Origin of the sequence: Brevibacillus sp. HB2.2, assembly GCF_013284275.1 — a bacterium.
In the GTDB taxonomy this organism is placed as follows: Bacteria; Bacillota; Bacilli; order Brevibacillales; family Brevibacillaceae; genus Brevibacillus; species Brevibacillus brevis_D.
Genome location: NZ_JABSUV010000030.1, coordinates 19546 through 40196 on the forward strand (window position 1 = coordinate 19546; position 20651 = coordinate 40196).

Annotated in this window: 18 protein-coding genes and 1 tRNA gene; 5 read left to right on the forward strand and 14 right to left on the reverse strand. The window is 44.7% G+C overall.

Annotated features, from left to right (window positions below; all coding sequences use genetic code 11):
- The first annotated feature begins 287 nt into the window (after window positions 1-287).
- Window positions 288-815 carry an isochorismatase family protein gene (locus HP401_RS31630; RefSeq protein ID WP_173606363.1) on the forward strand — a complete coding sequence of 176 codons (528 nt, stop codon included), beginning with the start codon at window positions 288-290 and terminating at the stop codon, window positions 813-815.
- 84 nt (window positions 816-899) lie between these two features.
- Here the strand turns inward: HP401_RS31630 and HP401_RS31635 are convergent, their stop codons facing one another.
- Window positions 900-1229 carry a winged helix-turn-helix transcriptional regulator gene (locus tag HP401_RS31635; RefSeq protein ID WP_015891469.1) on the reverse strand — a complete coding sequence of 110 codons (330 nt, stop codon included), beginning with the start codon at window positions 1227-1229 and terminating at the stop codon, window positions 900-902.
- 220 nt (window positions 1230-1449) lie between these two features.
- Between HP401_RS31635 and HP401_RS31640 the strand changes: the two genes are divergently transcribed.
- The 4 genes from HP401_RS31640 to HP401_RS31655 all read left to right on the forward strand — a co-directional run bounded on the left by HP401_RS31640 (window position 1450) and on the right by HP401_RS31655 (window position 4102).
- Window positions 1450-1806, forward strand: coding sequence for a DoxX family protein (locus tag HP401_RS31640; RefSeq protein WP_173606364.1), 357 nt, complete (start codon window positions 1450-1452; stop codon window positions 1804-1806).
- A 327-nt stretch (window positions 1807-2133) separates the two neighbouring features.
- Window positions 2134-2343 (forward strand): CDGSH iron-sulfur domain-containing protein, encoded by a 210-nt coding sequence (locus HP401_RS31645; protein WP_016743559.1) that lies wholly within the window; start codon window positions 2134-2136, stop codon window positions 2341-2343.
- A gap of 251 nt (window positions 2344-2594) precedes the next feature.
- Window positions 2595-3578: a zinc-dependent alcohol dehydrogenase family protein gene (locus HP401_RS31650; RefSeq protein WP_173606365.1), complete on the forward strand. Its 984-nt coding sequence runs from the start codon at window positions 2595-2597 to the stop codon at window positions 3576-3578.
- 131 nt (window positions 3579-3709) lie between these two features.
- Entirely contained in the window at window positions 3710-4102 is a 393-nt protein-coding gene (locus HP401_RS31655) for a YkvA family protein (RefSeq protein ID WP_173606366.1), read from the forward strand.
- 121 nt (window positions 4103-4223) lie between these two features.
- Here HP401_RS31655 and HP401_RS31660 read toward each other — a convergent pair whose 3' ends face one another.
- The 13 genes from HP401_RS31660 to fabD form a co-directional block, all read right to left on the reverse strand.
- Window positions 4224-5141 carry an aldo/keto reductase gene (locus HP401_RS31660; RefSeq protein ID WP_173606367.1) on the reverse strand — a complete coding sequence of 306 codons (918 nt, stop codon included), beginning with the start codon at window positions 5139-5141 and terminating at the stop codon, window positions 4224-4226.
- Window positions 5142-5430: 289 nt separating this feature from the next.
- Window positions 5431-6402 (reverse strand): acetyl-CoA carboxylase carboxyltransferase subunit alpha, encoded by a 972-nt coding sequence (locus HP401_RS31665; RefSeq protein WP_173606368.1) that lies wholly within the window; start codon window positions 6400-6402, stop codon window positions 5431-5433.
- Between the two features lie 16 nt (window positions 6403-6418).
- A complete protein-coding gene (locus HP401_RS31670; protein WP_173606369.1) occupies window positions 6419-6886 on the reverse strand; it encodes a MarR family winged helix-turn-helix transcriptional regulator in 468 nt (155 codons plus the stop codon).
- Window positions 6887-7210: 324 nt separating this feature from the next.
- On the reverse strand, window positions 7211-8197 hold the full coding sequence (locus HP401_RS31675; protein ID WP_173606370.1) for a phosphotransferase: 987 nt from the start codon (window positions 8195-8197) through the stop codon (window positions 7211-7213).
- 131 nt (window positions 8198-8328) lie between these two features.
- Window positions 8329-8402: transfer RNA gene (locus HP401_RS31680), tRNA-Gly, on the reverse strand.
- A gap of 152 nt (window positions 8403-8554) precedes the next feature.
- Window positions 8555-11614: a cyclic peptide edeine export ABC transporter EdeA gene (edeA, locus tag HP401_RS31685; protein ID WP_173606371.1), complete on the reverse strand. Its 3060-nt coding sequence runs from the start codon at window positions 11612-11614 to the stop codon at window positions 8555-8557.
- Between the two features lie 166 nt (window positions 11615-11780).
- Window positions 11781-12542 carry a ParB N-terminal domain-containing protein gene (locus tag HP401_RS31690; RefSeq protein WP_309145146.1) on the reverse strand — a complete coding sequence of 254 codons (762 nt, stop codon included), beginning with the start codon at window positions 12540-12542 and terminating at the stop codon, window positions 11781-11783.
- A gap of 24 nt (window positions 12543-12566) precedes the next feature.
- Window positions 12567-13535 (reverse strand): 2,3-diaminopropionate biosynthesis protein SbnB, encoded by a 969-nt coding sequence (gene sbnB / locus HP401_RS31695; protein WP_173606373.1) that lies wholly within the window; start codon window positions 13533-13535, stop codon window positions 12567-12569.
- A gap of 45 nt (window positions 13536-13580) precedes the next feature.
- On the reverse strand, window positions 13581-14549 hold the full coding sequence (sbnA, locus tag HP401_RS31700) for a 2,3-diaminopropionate biosynthesis protein SbnA (protein ID WP_173606374.1): 969 nt from the start codon (window positions 14547-14549) through the stop codon (window positions 13581-13583).
- Between the two features lie 65 nt (window positions 14550-14614).
- Window positions 14615-14851, reverse strand: a complete 237-nt coding sequence (locus tag HP401_RS31705) for a phosphopantetheine-binding protein (protein ID WP_064199219.1) — start codon at window positions 14849-14851, stop codon at window positions 14615-14617.
- A gap of 24 nt (window positions 14852-14875) precedes the next feature.
- Window positions 14876-15919: a BtrH N-terminal domain-containing protein gene (locus tag HP401_RS31710; RefSeq protein WP_173606375.1), complete on the reverse strand. Its 1044-nt coding sequence runs from the start codon at window positions 15917-15919 to the stop codon at window positions 14876-14878.
- A 43-nt stretch (window positions 15920-15962) separates the two neighbouring features.
- Window positions 15963-19331 (reverse strand): edeine polyketide synthase EdeG, encoded by a 3369-nt coding sequence (edeG, locus tag HP401_RS31715; protein ID WP_173606376.1) that lies wholly within the window; start codon window positions 19329-19331, stop codon window positions 15963-15965.
- Between the two features lie 41 nt (window positions 19332-19372).
- The gene (gene fabD / locus HP401_RS31720) at window positions 19373-20641 is read right to left on the reverse strand and encodes an ACP S-malonyltransferase (RefSeq protein ID WP_173606377.1); all 1269 of its coding nucleotides are present in this window, start codon (window positions 20639-20641) and stop codon (window positions 19373-19375) included.
- Between the last annotated feature and the right edge of the window lie 10 nt (window positions 20642-20651).

The window sequence follows — 20651 nt, forward strand, 5'->3', positions numbered from 1 at the left end:
CGTACAAACTAGACCTTTCTATCATATCAAAAACAGAAGGCGAAACTGCATACAAAAAGCCTCGAACTGTACTAGTCGAGACCGTGAAGGCGAGCTGGTCAACAGCAAGACGGAAACCGTTCCCATTTCCGGTATTTCACTCGTGGAAGAAGAGCCTTGTGTGGCTAAATTGGGAAACACGGATGTAGTACTTAAATTTCCTTCATTATCTCACGGTATTTACTTTGCAGGAAGTACACGCTTTCCTACCGAATGATCTATTTACATGATAGAAGGAAGGTGAAGCAATGAACGCACTTTTAGTCATTGATGTGCAAAGCGGAATTGTGAATGGTGGGGATTACAAAGAGGAACTTTTTTTGATGGAACAAGTAATTACGGATTTTAAAGAGAGCAATCGTCCTGTCATTTTTATCAGACATATCGATGCTACAGAAGAAAGTCCACTGAATAGAAACTCTATCGGTTCTGAAATACGCCCTGAATTTAAAGGCTATTCCGACTATTTGATCGAGAAGCAAACCCCTAGTTCCTTCTTCCAAACAGAGCTCACACAAACTTTAGAAAACTTAGGGGTCGAACATCTTTTTATAATCGGTTTTGAGACGGAATTTTGTTGTATGTTTACGGCGATCGCTGCCTATGATCGCGGATATAAGGTGACGTTCATTAAGGACGTAACTGGAACAACAAATACGGCCGAATCATACGACATGCAAGGATTAGACATTAAACGGTTTGTAGGAACCGTTCTTCGTTGGTCGAGTGTCATCGAAGTAGTAAACTACGCCGAGTACGTCGAAAAATACAAGTGATGAGTAGCGCATGATCTGTTATACAAGGGCTTACCATCGATATTCCATTGCGGATGAAATGGAAGGCTTTTCCTACGTATCATTTTATTTATGAATACGTGCTTCGCCCCACTCGCACATCAGATTCAAGATCGTCCGCAAGCTCTCTCCTTGCTCCGTAAGTGAATATTCCACTTTTAAAGGAACCTGATGATAGACGGATCGGTTGACCAATCCATCTTCTTCGAGTTCACGTAGCTGTTGGGTCAGCATCTTTTTCGATGCGCTTGGCATATATCGATGCAGCTCACCGAATCTTTTCGTACCTTCTTTTAACAAACAAAGAATAACAACCTTCCACTTCCCACCAATTACTTCCAATGTCGCTTCAACGGGTACGTTATATTGTTTCGTTTGAATATCGCATTCCTCCATGCTTTTTCCCGATGGTTTGGTACCTTTGTGTACACCTGGTTCCCGGAAATTATCTACTTTTCGGCTATATCTCCATCCTATTATACTCAAATCAGCTTACGAAATGGAGGAATTACCTTCAACTACGATCCAAAACGTTCAGTCATTGCTATATGACAAAAGATGTCATGATGGACGGCTTATACTGAATCCAACAACGAAACGATTGGAGGATTTCAGTGTGAAAAGTCTGCGTATGTTTGCAAAATGGGTAATGATTGTAGGATTGTGCTTGATGTTCGTTTCCTCTGGTATTTACAAGCTAATTGGTCATCCAGAGGCCACACTCGCCTTCCAAGGATTCGGGTTTCCCCCTTGGTTCCAAGTTGTGATCGGTTTGGGAGAAGTGCTCGGCGGACTGGGCTTATTGATGAAAAAGTATGCGCGTTACTCCGCCTATACACTCGCAGTCATTATGCTTGGTGCTACAGTCACTCTGCTTTTACATGGTGACACATCTACTGTAGTGATTCCGCTTGTCTTACTCTTAGTTTTCTTGCTGATCGGTCTACGCCGATTTAATCCTTCTGCTCGCTAAAAAGGCCGCCAGTTCCCACCCGTAACCAGGTGAGGAGCTGACGGCCTCTCGCTTTTTTTTTCAAGCTCACTCGTTTACAAATGCTTCTTTATAAAGTGTAGGAGGATCTGACTCGAAGTTATCCATTGAAATCGTCATGAGACAAAACCCTTTTTCTGCTAAAAATAACCGTAACTTGTCCTGATTTCAACACCAATTTGCATTGTTCCACCAGCAAGTTCACTATGGCTGTGACAGGCTCTTCCCATGTAGAGAATAATTATTTACCACATACCCTTCTGCCCGAAATCATAGTAGGTAAAGATAGTAAAAAAGGAGGGATGACATGTGGATCAAGAAAAAGTAACTATCAAGATTAACGACAATGGATCAATTCGTGTTACCGGTGCAGTTGAGTTACTGGATGGAGCAGGTGACAAGTATGAAGTCGGTTCATCTTTTTCGCTCTGTCGATGCGGTCAATCCGAGAAAAAACCGTTCTGTGATGGCACGCATAAAAAAGTAGGCTTTGAAAGTGCACCACGAGCAAAAGAATGATCCGAAAGAGCGCAGATGCGCTCTTTTTCTCTTTTCAATCTCACTTTATGTCAAATTGTTTCCCAACCGAACAATTGGTATAATTTTGAAAAGCATTCCTGAAAAGGTTTTGTTTAGCAGCATGCCAAATTCTCGTTTTGATTGACGGCGTTTATTTTTTATCACTATGATAAAGACAATCCGATCCATACGTAATGACGGAAGAACTTTCCTTCGTCACTGATCGCTGACAAAGTTAGGAGTACACAAACATGTATGCACAAGTTATACGTTACGATCAATTTGGCGAGCCCCATAAAGTATTGAAGGTTGAACAACGGCTAATTGAACCGCTGAAGCAAGATGAAATTTTGGTGAAAATGAGCGCACGTCCTATTAACCCTTCTGACATCATCCCGATTCGTGGTGCTTACAAGCATCGCATCAACCTCCCCGCTATTCCCGGGTATGAGGGGGTTGGTACCGTTATTGATACAGGTCCTTCTGCTCCCCGCTCTCTTATCGGGAAACGTGTTCTGCCTTTGCGCGGAGAGGGTACATGGCAAGATTACGTCAAAACGACAGCCGAGCTAGCCATTGAGGTTCCTGATTCGATCCCAGATGATATCGCCAGTCGGTTGTATATCAACCCCATTACTGCGTGGGTCATCTGCAAGGAGACCCTTCAACTGTCTTCTCAGCAGGTTTTGTTAGTCAATGCAGCCAACTCAGCCATTGGCCGCTTGTTTATTCAGCTATCCGCTCTTTTTGGTTTTCGGGTAATCGCCATCGTCCGAAACGCAAGATATACCGAGGAGTTGATGCAGCTTGGGGCATGGCATGTCATCGACAGTTCACATGTGTCTATCTATGATGCCATCATGAGTGTCACGAACGGACAAGGTGCACATGCGTCTATTGATTCCATTGGCGGACCTGACGGTTTAGAGCTGGCGAAGTCTACACATGCTGGCGGGATTTTCTTGTCATTAGGCCTTTTATCGGGAGTTCAAGTGGATTGGTCGATCATCTCGAAAGAGCTTGGCGTTCTCCCACAATTGTTTTTGTTGCGCCACTGGAATCAACGCGTTTCCTTGTCTACCTGGCACGAAACGTTTGAGAAAGTCATCGAGCTCGTTCAGAATGGTAAGCTCCTTATAGCTGCGCCTGGAGAAAAATTTGCTTTGCAGGATGTAAAAGAGGCCGTGCAATTTGCGGAGAGCCGTCATCGTAGGGGGAAAGTCATCTTGGTGTAAACACCAGAAAAAGACGCTGGGAAAGATCCATCATGCAGCACCTCAAGGATTATAAGGGGTTTCAAAAACACCGAAGCCAAAAATGACCGTGTTCTCGCCCTTTTTGGCTTCAACGAAACATAGGGGGCCTTATGGCTAAACATGAAAAGAGGTTTCTTAAAAATTATGAATCCAAAGCCTCTGATTATCTGAACGATAAAGAAAAAGCTTCTCATCTCCTAAAAAAAGCAATGAAAAAAGCTGATAAAAAAGCGATCGGTGATGTTTGGGAGAATTTACAGCTACTCTTTAGTATTTTCGGTGATTGGACGAGTGGTAAATACCGAACAATCCCGGTTAAATCTATCTTGATGATTATTGGCGGGATTTTGTACTTTGTTTCACCCGTAGACGCCATCACAGATTTTATTCCCGTTGTTGGTTTACTAGATGACGCGACAATCATTGGACTAGTGTTTCGACAAGTGAGCAGCGACCTTACTCTATACAAAGAGTGGAAACAAAAAGAATTTTTACAGGAATAGGTAAAATCCAATCTAGTAGATCGAGGGGTGCTTTGATGACGTTTCACGAGTATTAACACCATACATTTCCAATGTTAATGCTTAGACCACCATTGTTTTATAGCTGGGATATTGGAATCCGTTAAGGCAACACATTTCCTGCAGATCGATAGATGTCATACCACTCTTCTCGCGTCAAACGAATATGGGCAGCTTTCACGCAATCTTTCATTCGGTCGATATTCGTCGTGCCAATGACAGGCTGCATGTTCGCCGGGTGCCGTAGTAGCCAAGCGATGGCGATTGTCGTGTTGGATACTTCATATCTAGCTGCAATTTCATCGATTTTCTTGTTCAATTCAGGAAATTTCTCGTTCCCAAGAAAAGACCCCTCGAAAAATCCATACTGGAATGGCGACCAAGGCTGAATGGTAATATCATGCAGCCTACAGAAGTCGAGTACACTGCCATCTCGGTTCACAGCCGAGCTGTTCTCCATATTGACGTTGAAGCCCTGCGAGATTATCGTCGCGTTCATAATGCTGAGCTGCAACTGGTTGGCGACGATTGGGTGCTTCACATACTTGTGTAACAGCTGGATTTGCATCGGATTTTGATTGGAGACACCAAAGTGGCGTACTTTACCCGTGCTTTCCAGAAGATCGAATGCTTCCGCTACTTCTTCCGGTTCGACAAGCGTGTCAGGACGGTGCAACAGCAAAACATCCAAATATTCAGTTTTTAGACGCTTTAGAATGCCATCTACCGCATTCAAAATATGCTCTTTGGAAAAGTCGAACATACCGGGCCGAATACCACATTTCGATTGCAACAGGATACGCTCGCGAACGCTAGGACTCATCTGAATCGCTTCTGCAAATACTTCCTCACAACTGCCTTTTCCATAAATATCTGCATGGTCGAAGAAGTTCGCCCCTTCTTCAAGCACCGTTTGTACGAAGCGCTCCGCTTGCAGTTTGTCTAGTGAACCTATTCTCATGCAACCGATTGCGATAACAGGTACCTCTAATGTGCTCGTTCCGAGTGGTATGGTTCTCATGTCAATCCTCCGATTCTATTTTTTCAACTGGTACCATCAAGAAAGGATAGCTTGTTAAAGCGGATTATCATGCGAGCTCATTGGTTTATTCTACTCACAAGACAGAGAATCCTGCGGGAATGGAGCTCGGGATGGATAAGGTGAATGTACAAATAAAAAGTCCTTCTCAAATTACCATGGAAGGACTTTGTTTGGTGTAACTTCCCTGTACACCCTTGTTTCTTCTGTTCAGAGAAAATAAAGTATTTCACCTCCCAGAAAACGCATTTACCTTTCCTTTCATTCTTCACTATTTTTCCTCATTAGTTCCGTTTATGATTCCAATTTTCCCCATCTCTCTATACTTTTCATATCGGTGTTGCGTAAGCTCTTCTGGAGACAATCGTACCAATTCTTTTAGAGATGATTCGATGACAGATTCAACCATTTCCGCCTGCCATTTTATATCATTTTGTGCTCCACCTTTCACTTCAGGAATGATTTGATCAATAATCCCTAAATCCTTCAATTCTTTTGCTGTAATTTTCATGTATTCAGCCGCTTTTGGGGCATACTTAGCATCTTTCCATAATATCGATGCCGCTCCTTCCGGAGAAATAACCGAGTACCACGAGTTATCTAGAATATGAATATGATTGCCGATACTAATACCAAGGGCTCCACCACTTGATGCTTCACCTATTACAATACAAACAATCGGTACTCTAAGTGTTACCATTTCAAATAAATTACGAGCTATTGCCTCAGAAATTCCACGTTCTTCAGATTCTCTCCCCGGATAAGCACCTGAAGTATCAATGAATGTAATAATAGGGCGATTAAACTTTTCAGCTTGCTTCATAAGGCGTAAAGCTTTTCTATAACCTTCTGGATGTGCCATTCCAAAATTTCTTTCTATGCTTTCCTTAGTGTTCCTACCTCTTTGGTGACCAATAATCGTAACAGGCATGCCTTTATATTTCGCAATTCCACCGATTATTGCTTTATCATCTCCATATAGTCGATCTCCATGAAGTTCGATAAAATCTGTAAACAATAACGGAATATAGTCCAATGTTGTAGGCCGGTTACGAAGCCGAGCAATTTGAACTCGTTGAAATGGTGAAATATTCGTATAAATTTCAGATTGCATTACTTTTAATCGTTCTTTTAATGCATGAATTTCTGAAGATAAATCAAGATCATTTTTTTCCATATACTTCTGTAATTCATCGATTTTTTCTTTTAATTCTATAATTGGCCCTTCAAAATCTAAACTCATTCACGGCCTCCTTCTATTACGAGTTTCCATTCCTTTTTAAGGAAGCGGATTTAGCTATCGAGTTGATTAAGAGTTCAAAACCATTGACAACTGTTTTCCGTTCAGCTTCTGATAAATCATTGAGAATTCCTTGATAAAAATGAATCGATTGTTCCCGTAAAGAAGCAACCGTTATTTTACCTTTTTCTGTGAGATGTAGATAAACCTCCCTTCTGTTATTTTCATTTACTTCACGGCAAATAAGCTCATTTTTTACCAACTTGTCTACTAATCTACTTACCGATGATTGTTCTAATGTAAGCTTGTTAGCTAATTCCCAAATAGTTAATTTCTTAAGCTCTAGTTCTTCTAACGCCATCATTTGGGAAACCGACAAAGGTTTTTCAAACAGATCTTTTGGAATTCTTTCTGGTTCGAGAATTCCAGTCATTCTAATAAATTTTTTAATATCTGTTCTTAGTTTCAAGGCTTCTTCTCTATTCATAAGAAATTAATTACTCCCCTCAACTAGTGTCTTGTGCATAATATGTACAATGCATTAATTGCATTATACATGAAATTGATGTAATAACAAGTTACCGCCTTGTTTCATCCAAAGAAAACCATTTTGGATTACCAGTCGACCGTCTCTTACCCCACGAAATAATATGCGGTCATTATTGACTTATGAAAGACTTGTAGGGTATTTGATAATAAATAAACACAACAGATTATTAATGCTAACTGTTGTGTTTATTGAACCATTTACCCGGATCATTTGCTAAAAACGGCAAAAAGTCGGTTCGTTTTTCATGATCACTTTCTTTAGCTAAATATTCCCTAAAAGTGTGGACATATTTTTATGATTGTTAGCAAGCCAAATCATTTCCTTTGCAAAACGAGCCGGAGGTACACTATGTTGGTCCATGTCAGAATGAATCCACCATGAGCTTTCCATATACCACAACAACTTCAATGAATTTGTTAAGTAACCATCCATAACGGTACGTTCCTCACTGTATCCCTCAATAAACGCTGAAGCCAGGGAAACGTCAAAATAATCATCTAAGGCACATGACATAACTGCCCGTGCAACATCAAGTTGAGGATAATCATATTTCAGTCGATCAAAATCTAGTATTGCAGTTAATCGATTATGATCAAATAAAATATTATCGACCCAGAGGTCACGATGTGCCCACCCAGTAGAAAGTATTTCAAGGTTTTCAATATTCATTTCTTCAGTTGCTTTAAGTTGTGTCTCTATATCATCAAGCAATTCGATCTTCCCAGCTTCCCTCGCCTTTTTCAAAACTGATTTCCAATGTGCTAAACGCTCTTCACGGCTTGGAGGAACAAATTGTGGAGTATCTTTAGAACCAAGTGTCCCGTCGTTTAACAATCGATGCATTTTTCCAGTTGCTCGACCTAGATTGTATACTTGATGTGCATTAGCTTTACCTGGCGAGATTAGTTTGCCCTGGCAATATTCCATGACAATAAAGAGTTCTCCTTTATCTGATTCAAGCAGTATACTTTCATCGTGTGATAAAAGATTAGGACATGCAAGGCCTTGATTGTTTAATCTAACCTGTTGAGAGAATGCAAACTTTAGATCCTCAGGATTATACAGCTTAAATCGTTCTTTATTGTATTGTTTAAGTAAGAATTGCCCTGATTCAGTCGTGACTCTCCATTTCAGGTTTAACCAACCACGTTTTATTGGACTGGATTCAATTACTTCCAATCCGAAAAAATGATGGGAAGCTCTAATTAAGTCTTCCAATATCAGTTCCTCTGTCAATATGGACTCCATTTGACCACCTCTACTTACAGTTTAATTGTATGAACTACTTAAAAGTTTCGCTTCCAACCGTGTTTTTCTGCAAACATTGCTACAAAAACAAGAAAAGCCCTTGATATCAAAGGCTTTTCTACCATTTCGTATGGAGCGGGTGATGGGAATCGAACCCACGCCGCAGGCTTGGGAAGCCGGAGTTCTACCATTGAACTACACCCGCATGATGTTACCGCATTCCATTCCAGCTGCTTCCAATTATAAACCTGTCTGAATTATTTGTCTAGTATCTCCAATCGAAGGGAGCCGTGCCACTCCTACAAGAAAAGACCGCCGGGTATCATCCCCGTCCGGTCTTCTCTGCTTGTTTTTCCATCAGGCATGCGCAAACGTTTGCTGCGAAATAATTCGTCCACTCTCCATTTTCACTACCTGATCAGCAAGATGGAAGTAGCGATCGTCGTGTGTGATCGCGATGACACATTTCCCCTGTCTTTTCATTTCTGGCAGCAAGGATTCATAAAAGAATTGACGATACTCAGGATCTTGGTCTGCTGCCCACTCGTCAAAGAGGAAAATAGGTCGGTTTCTTACCAGACTGAGCATTAAGGCAAGACGTTTACGCTGACCCGTAGACAGCTTCGTCGTGCTAAACGTTCCCGTTTCATCCACTTCTACTTTGTCAGCGATGCGAAGCACCTCTAAATATTTGTTCACTTCTTCTTGCTTCGCTTGGTAATCGATTCCGTACATCTTCTCAAATAGGTAGAAATCACTGAAAATCGCAGAAAAGAATTCGCAGCGTTGATCAGCATTCACTTTTTGGCCATTCATGAAAAACTCGCCCTCATCCTGCTCATACAATCCGGTGATTAGCTTGGCAAATGTTGATTTCCCACTGCCGTTCCCACCAACAATGAAGACGATTTCCCCTTTTTGGCAGGAGAAGTCAAGCGGCCCTACGGAAAACTCTTCTCCCTCCTTGTTTTTGTATCGGAAACGCACCTGTTCCGTTGAAAACGACTCAAAATCTTGCGCGTTCCGCTCAGCTAAGCTCTCCTCTTCTCTTCTCGTTTCCACTGATAAGGAATCAAGCAACGCATTCAGTCGCTGCCAGCTGATCTTGATCCGAATCAGCTCCGGTACTGCATTCAAAATACCGTGAACAGGCCCTGTCATATACAGAAAGACAAACACATAACTAATCAGCATCTCTTTTTGAAGCGAAGGGAATAGGACCGGGAATAAAAAGGCAACCGTGCCGATTACCACAACGAAAAGCAATTCCCCAATCAAATACACGTTCACAAATTTAAATTGGCCCGCTGATTTCTTATGTCGATAGTCAGAGCAGCTTTTTTCCATATCTTCTTCAAATTCTTTTCGTTGCGCCTGCGTCAGATACAGCTCCTTGAAGCCTCCGATCATATCGGTAATATAGGAGAAAAATACATTTTGGATGTCTCGGGTTTCCTCCCATACTTTGTTTGCAAAGCGACCTGCCAACGTATACAAGCCAACTGCCACAAAAATGACCGCCAAACAAAACAAAAATCCGTATAGATCCAGCGAGCCCAGATAAATGAAGCAAAACACGAGTGTAACCGCACTCGTCAGTGCCACGACGACACTATTGGCGAACGTACTAATCGTTTCCGTATCGTTATTTAACCCCGCATATATTTCACCGTTATCAAGTGTCTCGTACTTTTGATAGGGGGTCCGAAAAATTCTGCGGATCAGTTCCATTCTTTTTTCGTATACGATTTCATTTGTGATGACAATCAGCCGGCTACGCATCATTTTCTCCCCAACGATATACAACAAGATACCAAGGAGAAAATACAGGAAAATGGATGCGTGAAACTTGTTCGTAGAAGTAAGCGCCAGATTGATCATAAAAATAATCAACGCATTTCCAAATCCGCTGATAAGCCCCTGTATAACAATAGACGTCATGGAGTTTTCTTGCGATTTCGGGAACAAGCGGATGAGTGTGATGTAGACATTAAACAGAGCGAGTCCTGTCACCAATGCGTACATGGCGTAAAAAATGGTGATGGGAAGCCAGACCTCAATGAATGTCCACGGTAAGCCCATAAAAAAAACGTCCGGCAAATAGTATAAGGCGGCTGTCAAAACACTGCCCATGACAACAAATGCAACAAAGGATGCAAAACAGATTCGCCCCGCATTCGCGGCGAGTTTTCGTTCGCCTCGGTAAATTTGTACGAAAATCTGCACGATCCCCCCAACAAGTAGCAACAAAAGGATGCCAAGGATCACAAGAGAAATGCTTGCTAGGCGATCCGCTTGAAGATTGGTGTCGGACACGACTACGGGAGCTTCTTTGCCTAGTACGAGATTGACGGCCCCTTCGGCGATAACAGATGCGTTCAACGAATTGAGATTGGTCAAAACGACGGCGCCCAGCTTTTCTTCTGGACGAAATACCATATACGAAGAAAAGGCAGGGTTATTTCCGCCGTGCGAAATTTGTCCTCCACCATCCTGATAAATCATCCAGCCTGACGCATACGAGAAACCGTCTGCAGCAGGAGCTACCGAACGATCAGGAAGCTGGGAAGCACGCACCAACTCGGGACGAAACGCCGATGCCTCCAACCCCAGCTGAATCTGCAACCATCGTTCCATATCGTTTACATTGGAAACGACATAACCCGCTGGCGTATTTCCACGATAATCAGGCGCATCATACACTTTTGGGGAAAAGAACTCGATTTTATGCCCTCTTGCCATCCCCTCCATGGGTGCCTGTGCCTTCAAAAAGGTTTGGGTTAGTCCCAATTTGGCAATGACCTGTTGCTGTACATATTGCTCATACGTTTCTCCGGTGACTTTCTCAACAATATAGCCCAGGATATCGTAATTAATGGTGGCGTATTCATACTCGGTCCCCGGTTTGCGTACCAGTTCAGAATGATTGATGGCTCGCACAGTTTCTTCGATCGCATTTTCGCTAGAAGAAATAGGGATGGAGCCAATGCTTTCAAACGGAATCCCGCTGGTATGGTACAGCAAATGCTTAATCAGGATCGTTTCCTGTTGTCCTTTATATGTAACACTGAACCACGGAATATAGTTCTGAACCGGGTCGTCCAGCGAAAGTCGTTTTTGCTCGACAAGCTGGTGAACGGCTAACGCTGTAAATGCTTTGGAGTTCGATCCGATTTCAAACAATGTGTCAGAAGTCACCGGCTCTTGCTTTTCGGTGTCAGAGAAACCAAACGATTGCTTGTAAATGGTTTTCCCCTCTTTGACGACCACAACGGCTGCACCCGGGATTTTTTCCGACTCCATGGTCTGATTGACCAGCTGTTCGATTGCCGTTCCGATTTCCGTATCCTGTCGAACGCTTGTTTCGGCGTACACGGGCATACTGCCAGATAGTACGAGAACCAAACTTATTAGCAAAAACGCTAATTTTCGTCTCGACGCCTCTATGATCTTTTGCAGAATGATCCACTCCTTTATAGGCACTGCGTCTGTGGGAAAGACCGTAACCGCAAGAAAACGAGCACATGATGTCAATTGGGATTGGATAGAAACCGTGGCGAATCAAACTCGCCACGGTTTCTTATTACGCATCGCACATATACACGGGTTTCGAGTAGAGGCGCAAGGTTTCTCTCCATTTTTTAACCAATCGCTCCCACTGTTCTTGCTCGATTTGCTCTTGTTTCAATAGGCTAATCGGAATACACAAGTTTAATAGACGCCCGTCTATCTCAAAACGGGTAACTCCCGCAGGCAAAACATGCCCTTCCGATACGATACGCTCCAATTCAGCCAGACTGATTTGCGGGAATCGTATCAAGGCAGCTCCTGTGTCCGGCCATTCGAGCATTCCTGTGGGCAGCCGATGCACCGGATGGCTATAGTTGTAACTATCTACTAGTTGACGCCATAGCTTCATTCGCCACTCATCATCCTGCAGATTCTCATTTGGATACAGATAGAAACGTTCGTTGTTCCCTATCTTCATTTCTGCCACAGGTGTTTCTCGTAAACGCTCTGTTTCCCATCGAAACACAGAATCTTGCTCCACTGATTGCAACCATGTAGCGACTGGCACAATATGATCCCACATATCCAAGTGAAAATCCTCATGCTCCACTACCTGCACGGGGATATGTTTGCACCCAAGCGCTTGAAGAGCAAAGGTCCGATGTGCACCATCAATGATCAAATACTGGCCGTTTTGCATGAGAATCGCCAGCGGAGGATGTCGCAAAATTCCTTCCTCCTCAATGATCTGTCTGGTCTTGTGTAGTCGCTTGTTTTCATGTGACTCGTGCAAACAAATACGAGATGACTCTACCAGTTTTAGATTTGCTAGCACATCGTACAAAATGGTAACCTCCAGTTAGTCTTGCAAGTGAGTTCCGATCCCCTGCGAGAGCGCTTGTTTGTAGTAGTAGGCAGCAATGGCGATATCAAAAATCGCCATCCCCATCGGATTAAACATGATGGGCTCATCTTGTGGAAATTCTTTCATCTGGTCCAGGCAGACGATATCTGTAATGGATTTGGTATCTTCTTTTTGCAATCCTCTCTCCAGATGCATAATCTCGATGTCTGTGTTCTCACGGCAAACTTCCGTCCAGTCATCTACGATAATGGAGCGGGTATAATCGAGAATTTTTGGTGTAAAATCGCGTAACGACACATTTAACAACAAAGAGTGACGTTTGGGTTGCTTGTCAATAAAACCATGCGGCGATACCGTGCACGTAATGAACACATCTGCCTCGCAGTATGCCTCTTCCCACGTTTGCGCGATAACCGTTTTCTCTTTTATCTCAGCCGGAATATGCTCCTGCTGGATACCCGCAATGTCATAGAGAACCACCTTGTCGATTTTCTCACTTAACATGGCCGTTACCATTTGTAGATGAAGTCTGCCAATCGGACCAAATCCGATAATTCCGACCGTTACATTTTGCAGGGGACGTACTTGTTCGTAATGCTTGAGGAGAAGACCGGAAACAGAAGCCGTTCGAATCCCGCTCACCAGGGCAGTATTAATCGTTGCCACAGGCTTACCCGTTCTGGCTTCGTTGAGGATCGTAATCGAATGCGCGCGTTGGATGCCCTCTTGGAGGTTTTTCGGGAAACTGGCAATCCACTTGATTCCCGCCATGTAAGTATCTCCACCTACAAATGCTGGCATGGCAATAATGCGGTTTGCCATGTCATGATATCGCAAGTAAGGTTTAACTGGCTGTGCATAATCTTCCTTGTATAAGGAATGCACAGCATGTTCAATGACATCAATGGTTTCCTTCCAATTCTTGCCGACCTTTTCAATATCACTCGTATTTAGATATAACATTGTACATCCCACCCTGCTTATCGTAGTAGATTTATTGGACACTGCTTAATTGCCAACGAAAGAATGCTTTTGCTGATGCAACCACTGAACCCATTCCTGGTTGTATACGGTATTGACATATGGCATACCACCGTCTGGACATAAAAAGACGACATTCGGCTTGACTACATGCTTTTGATCTTTGAAATAGTTTTTTATCGCCCAGTAGGATGTCCCAGAAGATCCTCCAGCAAAAATGCCATGCTCAGTGTAAAGCTGATAGCAAGCCTCGACTGTGTCCTCCTCCGAAACATGAACGACCTCATCAATGATCGCGCCCTTGAGTATGTCAGGCCGCATGCTTGATCCAATTCCCGGGATGTATCGTTTTTGTGGCTCTTGTCCGAAAATCACGGATCCTGCCGTGTCGACCGCAATGATTTTTACATTCGGATATCGTTCCTTCAATCGCTGCGAGATTCCAGTAATCGTGCCGCCTGAGCTGACACCGATAAACGCATAGTCCAACGTCTCGAAGCTGTCTGCGATCTCGGCTCCCAGTCCGAAGTAATGGGCGCGAGCGCTATCCGGATTTCCATACTGGTTGGTCCAAAACGAGTTCTTCGTCTCATTGAGTAAACGATTGACCGTTTGGATGCGCGTTAGGAGAAATCCTCCTGTCTCGTCACGGTCCGTTACTTTTACGACCTCATGAGAAAATACCCTGAGCAAATTCTCATATACAGGATTAATATTGGGGTCAATGACTGGAATAAATTTAATTCCGATTTGCTTGCACAAAGTTGCTAAAGCGATAGCAAAATTTCCCGAAGATGACTCGATTACGGTAGTTTCCTGCGTAATCTCTCCTCTTTTGATCGCCTCCTGTAATATATAAAAGGCGGGCCTCACTTTTACACTTCCCATGAGGTTGTTGTACTCCAGCTTGCAAAACAGATTGATGTGCTCATGCTCAAGTTTGATTAAAGGCGTATTGCCAATCATGTGACTAATGGTCATCATTTTCGTTAGCATGGTGAGCCCTCTCTCCCGTTTTTTCCCGTCTTCGTCCGATCGAATGAATCTATCTCGGCCCTTGATCAGGCAGTCTTTGCATCCATTTTTTGCTGAATGTAACCTGCCAATGTTTTCATATCTTGAAAGTTTTCCAAATGAAGCATGTCATCATCGAATTCAATACCAAACTCTTTTTCAACCTTTACGACCGACTTGATAAAGGTCAATGAATCAATGTACTCCGTAAGTTCTCCGCTTTCGTTCACGTACTCAGAAAACAACTGTAGGAGCGTCTCGTATACTTCGTTTTCCTTTTCCATAGAGTACCTCCATGTGCTAGATGCTTACACAACAACGCCAACTCGTTCCAGTACTTCTCTTGTGCTTGTGACCGCTTCAAATTCCTGCGTTTTTATGCTGCTGATTTTTTGCAGAACACGATGAACCATGTCACTGCGATTACTATCAAAAGCCTTTAAAATCATATTGGTCGTAATTTTCCATTGATGTCCGATACTACGATACAGCTCGGCAAGATCTGCAAAGCTTTCGTACTTCTCACTGATCACCTGCAAGACATCGGCATACATCGCTCGTGTTTGTGCCATGCTGATCAAGCTATGGTTAAGGATATCGAGATGATCGTCAGTAATCTCCACTCCACTAGCGAGAAAAGCCTCTACGTCTTTCATAAAAGGATCAAGGGATTTTAGCCCTACCTCGATGTTGACATCATCGGGTACATCCAACTCCCGCTTGATTTGATTGATGTCGCAACGACCCTCAAGTACGCTGAGATTGCTCCTGACCGCTTCCAGCAGCTGATCGTGAGTCGGATGCAGGGAATCTGAAAGTACCAATTCAAATGAACGATTGTGGAGTGGATACCATTCACCTGTACCTGCATCCCGATAGGAAGAGTTGCTCGCCAGTAAGAATTGCTCGATGGGCAACAGACCTTTATAGCGGTAGTAATCATCGACGATCAGCAGCTGGTTACCTTCTCTACCGGTGACAATGATGCTATGCATTTCAGGCAGGTCCTGATAATAAGGGTTATACGGGAGTTCTGCCATATTGCAGAGGACGATTGTCGGTATGTCCCGTTCCAAACGTTCTTGAATATTTGCCAAAAACAGGTCGTTTTCCGGTTCAGCCTGTCCCTCTACGCGGATATTGTGAATCCACGTCAGTTCTGCAACTGTTCTCATGTATTGACCGTTTACATCTCCATAAGGGGAATCTTGCGTTTTAAGATAGATGGCACCGCACTGCTTCCAAGCTGTTTCCAAAGCGGAAAAGTTCAAGTATTTCAGAACCGTGTAGATAGAAGCGCCGATGCAATCCAGGTTCGGATGCTTGCTCGGTTGAATCTCGGTGAGTGACATGAGCACTCTCCTTCCTGTCTATCGTAATGGTAAACACATGCGACTATCGGATATCCGAATCACGTTCTCGCAAGGCAAATACTTGTTGCAGAAATTGACTAGTAAGTGACTTCAACTTGTCGACAGCAGCTTCCACATCGGATCGCTTCAACATTTTTTCTTTGTATAAGCTAAGGGCATAACGATTCACCGCGTTATTGGATGTCTGCAAAATCTCCTCCGCCAGTTCGCGTACAGACTGATCCGCCTGTGGAATGTACCAGTCCAATAATGTTTCCATCCACAGTTCTTTCCCGCCTAATTGAACGTAGAGCTCGTTTAGATTAGCTTCATGAAAATAGGTGTCTGGCTGCTCCGTAAGTGACAGCAACAGCGTAAGCTCACGGCCAACTTGCTGTTTAGTCTCGACCGCTTTTAGTAATCGCAGCAACTCCTCATCCGCGCTCGCACGCAAGCTTGCCTCGTCATCTGTAACGCGATCGAGCACCATGATCAGCCGGGAATGCGGATCTACATTTGCATAAATCTCCTCAAGCGTTTGGTACGTTGTGGAAAATTTATCGTATTGGATTCGCTGCGCTTGCCCGCGAGTCAAATGATTGTGATTGATGATCGTATAGACCTGCTTTTCATGGTCATAGCCAGTGATGACGGTGAGATGATCGGTATGTTCCTTCTGGTATTGCGGTGTGTAAAAGGTATAGTACTCGTCAAACGCAACCATTACGGGCTTGCCATGATCCAGTTGGCGAATGATCGACTCATGCAATTCATCCAAATGTGTGACAGGCACGAGCTGGACCCGATAGCCAAATTTATAAAGCATCTCCTCATCCGACAAGTACCCCATAACCTCAGCATGTTCCCGATACGAATAGGGGTACCCCTCAGCATCAAGCTGATAGCCGCGCTTCAACCCGAGAAAAAGCTTAAAATAAGGGATCAGATGGGCATCCTGCTCCTCCATTAATAAAGCGAGACCGCGATCATAACAATTCCATTGACGCCAGGATAAATGACTGACATCGGCATACGAGCTGCGTTTGATTTGCGTACCCTGCCTTGATTTTGCGTTTCGTTGTTGAACAGCTTGGACTGCAGTAGCAGCTGCCTCTGCTTTCGCAACCTGTTCTTCTACATGCCCAGTCGCATCAAGAAAGGCAGCAAAATCGGAAATCGTCAAATGGGTAAGCAGGTCTTGTACTTCTACTTCTCGATTCATCCGCTTGGAGATTTCGCTAATCATTTTAATCGCGATGATCGAGTCCCCGCCCAGCTCGTAAAAATTGTCGTGGACATCTACTTCTTCAAGCCCCAGAACATATCCCCAAATGTGAGCCAGCTCTTGCTCTAAAGTGGTGTAGGTATCATGTTTTCTCCCACGTACTACCACGTTTGGCAGCTTCGCTTCTCCAGATTTTTGCGGTGCGACCTTGTCTTTTTCTCTCCCGGCATCCTTGTCAAGAGAAGGAAGAGAAGAGATGTCCAGCCAACAACGCTTACGCTCAAATGGATAAACAGGGAGGTGCACGCGGCGCGGCTTTTTAAACGTATACATGGCACTCCAGCGTACATCTGCCCCGCTCACATACAATTCGCCAAGCTCTTTCAGATCAGATAACTCTTTGCTTTGCGCCAACAAAAGCTTTTGCAAAAGAGCATTAGCCTCCTTATTCATCGCTTGTTGTTCGGCCTCGGTCAGTATTCCAGGCTCTCTATCCGCTTTTTCCTGGGAGATAACCTTGTGCCAGCCAAAGAAAATATCTGGTTCAGAAAGTGTTGTCCAGTCGCTTGCGCACAACTTGGAGATTTTTGCGGCAAAATCGTCCATGTCCCTGCAAATCAGTAACAATCGGTAGCCGTAGTGACTACGCCCCGTATTTGCCGTAAAGCTGAGACTTTCCAATGTCGGCAGTTCCTCCACTGGCTTGCTGGTCCACTTCTGAAAGCGGAGCAACAGGTTGAGCAAGCTCTCCTTGCTTTTAGCGGATAACGCAATAGCCTGAGTCCCTTCTTCTTGCTTGGCAGGTGGCATGAATCCCGGTGCTTCCTCTACTACGAGGTGCACATTCGTTCCACTCATCCCAAACGAACTGATTCCAGCCCGTCGCACGCTTTTCTCTGGTTCCCACTCTGTCAACGTGTCATGGATGTAAATGGGAGATTGTTCAAAAGGAATCATCCGATTCGCGCGCTGAAAGTGCAAATGCGGAGGTATCTGTTTTTGTTTCAGAGACAGGATCACTTTGAAAAGACCAGCCATCCCCGCTACGTGGTCGGTGTGACCGATGTTCGTCTTTACAGAGCCGATCCCGCAAAATTGGCGCCGATTTGTGTATGGGCGAAACGCTCTCTCCAGCCCGTCCATCTCCATAGGATCACCCAGCTTGGTACCTATGCTGTGCACCTCGATATAGGAAAGGGTTTCGGGATCAATTTGCGCGTCTTTCCATGCCTGCTGGATCACTTCTGCTTGAGCCAGTGAATTTGGCGCCGTAAGCCCGAACGAATGGCCGTCTTGATTGGCGGCGCTTCCCTTGATCACCGCATAAATCGAATCCCCGTCTGCAAGAGCCTTTGCCAACGGTTTCAGCAAAACGGCGCCAACGCCTTCACCGACACCCGTACCGTCTGAATCATTGTCAAAAGGGCGAGTACGGCCGGATTGCGATAAAATTCCCAAATCATTGCTTCCATCTTGTAAAGACAGCAAGATGAGCTTGACACCGCCAGCCAGCGCCATCTCGCATTCTCCTCGACGAATCGCTTGGCACGCCAGATGAACTGCCATCAACGACGAGGAGCAGGATGTATCTACAAGCATGCTCGGACCTTTGAGATCCAACAGGTAGGAGACGCGAGAAGCGATCACCGATTTCATATTGCCAATGATTGAGGTGGACAACGCTTCTGGTTCCAGCTCTCGAATCATTCGTCTATACTCCTCACCAAAATCACTGCTAAATCCCAAATATACACCCGTACGGCTGCCCGCGAGCATTGTTCCACCATATCCTGCGTCCTCAATCGCCTCCCAGCATGTCAGCAAAAATAAGCGCTGGTTCGGATCCATCTGGCTGGCTTCCTTAGGAGAAAGACCGAAGAGCTGCGGATCGAATTTATCAATTTCATTCAGGTAGGCAGCCTCTCGAAATTGAATTTGCTCCATCGTCAACCCTTTGGCGAGTAACAATGGAATCAAATCGTTCTGGCGCTCTTTGGGAAGCTCTCGGACGCAATCTTGACCAGCTTGTAACAGACGCCAAAAGTCTTCCGGGTTTTCTGCGCTTCCGAATCGGCAAGCAGCACCAATCACCGCAATATCGTGTTGATTGGCTTTGCTGTCAGTTGAATGAGCATCCGTCTGCTGTTTATTCAGTTTGACTCGGTTCAGTCCTAATGGCTTGCTCACTGCATTCTTCCTCCTTGAGTCCTCTGCTTACCTGGTTCGGCTTAGCTTGCTTGCCATTCGTTGCTGATCTCGGGAAATCGCTGTTGCAGTTCTGGTTTGCTGGTCAGCTGTTCAAAGCGCATGGCTTGTTCCACGTCAGGAGCTTTTTTGGTTTGCAAGATCAAACGAAGCAGAGAAAAAGCTTCGCGTACATCCCCATAGCCCCCCTCTTTTTCCCCTTGTTCCAGCTGTTGCCTCAGTTGTTGAAGAGCTTGATAGGGCGTAATCACCCCTTGCTGGTACGCTTCTTCATCGAGACCGCGGTTTTTCGTGCAAACGGCAATCGCAATGCAAGAATCGACGAATTGGGCAATTGCTGCTTGATTACGCGTTTTAGCATCTTGAAGCTCTTGCTGATAACGATCGATCTCCCCCAGCTTGTCAAAGGCAAAGGCGCGAAGCGGATATTTTTTGGCCAAATTTGTCAGCACACTTTTTGGTCCGAGCTCAATTACGGTATTCGCTCCCTGTTTTACCAAGTAATCCATTGTAGCTTGCCAGCGAACAGGGCTGGTTGTCTGGGCTGTGAGCAAATCGACAAGCTGATTAGCATGGTCATATGGTTGTGCTGTCACATTGGAAATGACAGGCCATTTGGGATCGCAGTACGTGTACCGCTTCAGTTCTTCATTTAATTGTTCGGCTGCTTGCACCATGAGAGGCGAATGGAAAGGCGCACTCACCTTGAGAGTGACAACGGAAGTAGAGCCTTGCTGCTTGCACGCTTCTTCTACTTGCCGCACCGCATGTGCATGTCCGGAGATGACGATCTGATCAGCGGAGTTATGGTTGGCGACCACAACGATCGCACCATCACGAGAATGTTCCCGACAAATCTCCTCGACAAGTTGAGCATCCAACCCGAAGATTGCTGACATGGCTCCGACACCCTGCGGCGTAGCCGCCTGCATGAACTGACCTCGCCGATAGACAAGGCGGACGGCATCTGCAAATTGGATGGCACCGGCACAAGTCAGGGCCGTAAACTCGCCCAGACTGTGACCAGCCACCCACTTCGGTTCGATGTCCATTTCCTGTGAATAAACGCGGAAGGCTGCGACACTTGCTGTCAGGATTGCAGGCTGTGCGTGCTCTGTTTTTGTCAATTCTTGTGCATCCCCTGCAAAACAAAGTGTTTGCAGGTTAAATCCAAGTGCATCACTTGCTTCTTCAAAGGTGCTCGCCGCAATGGGATGGGCCTCACATAATGCTTGGCCCATTCCAACATATTGCGAACCTTGTCCCGGGAATAAGAGTGCGATTTTGTCCATGTTTGATCAC

Coding starts and splice junctions, on each gene's coding strand:
- HP401_RS31630 (WP_173606363.1), top strand. CDS start 288: ATGAACGCACTTTTAGTCATTGATGTGCAAAGCGGAATTGTGAATGGT.
- HP401_RS31635 (WP_015891469.1), bottom strand. CDS start 1,229: ATGGAGGAATGCGATATTCAAACGAAACAATATAACGTACCCGTTGAA.
- HP401_RS31650 (WP_173606365.1), top strand. CDS start 2,595: ATGTATGCACAAGTTATACGTTACGATCAATTTGGCGAGCCCCATAAA.
- HP401_RS31655 (WP_173606366.1), top strand. CDS start 3,710: ATGGCTAAACATGAAAAGAGGTTTCTTAAAAATTATGAATCCAAAGCC.
- HP401_RS31660 (WP_173606367.1), bottom strand. CDS start 5,141: ATGAGAACCATACCACTCGGAACGAGCACATTAGAGGTACCTGTTATC.
- HP401_RS31665 (WP_173606368.1), bottom strand. CDS start 6,402: ATGAGTTTAGATTTTGAAGGGCCAATTATAGAATTAAAAGAAAAAATC.
- HP401_RS31670 (WP_173606369.1), bottom strand. CDS start 6,886: ATGAATAGAGAAGAAGCCTTGAAACTAAGAACAGATATTAAAAAATTT.
- HP401_RS31675 (WP_173606370.1), bottom strand. CDS start 8,197: ATGGAGTCCATATTGACAGAGGAACTGATATTGGAAGACTTAATTAGA.
- sbnB (WP_173606373.1), bottom strand. CDS start 13,535: ATGTTATATCTAAATACGAGTGATATTGAAAAGGTCGGCAAGAATTGG.
- sbnA (WP_173606374.1), bottom strand. CDS start 14,549: ATGCTAACGAAAATGATGACCATTAGTCACATGATTGGCAATACGCCT.
- HP401_RS31705 (WP_064199219.1), bottom strand. CDS start 14,851: ATGGAAAAGGAAAACGAAGTATACGAGACGCTCCTACAGTTGTTTTCT.
- HP401_RS31710 (WP_173606375.1), bottom strand. CDS start 15,919: ATGTCACTCACCGAGATTCAACCGAGCAAGCATCCGAACCTGGATTGC.
- fabD (WP_173606377.1), bottom strand. CDS start 20,641: ATGGACAAAATCGCACTCTTATTCCCGGGACAAGGTTCGCAATATGTT.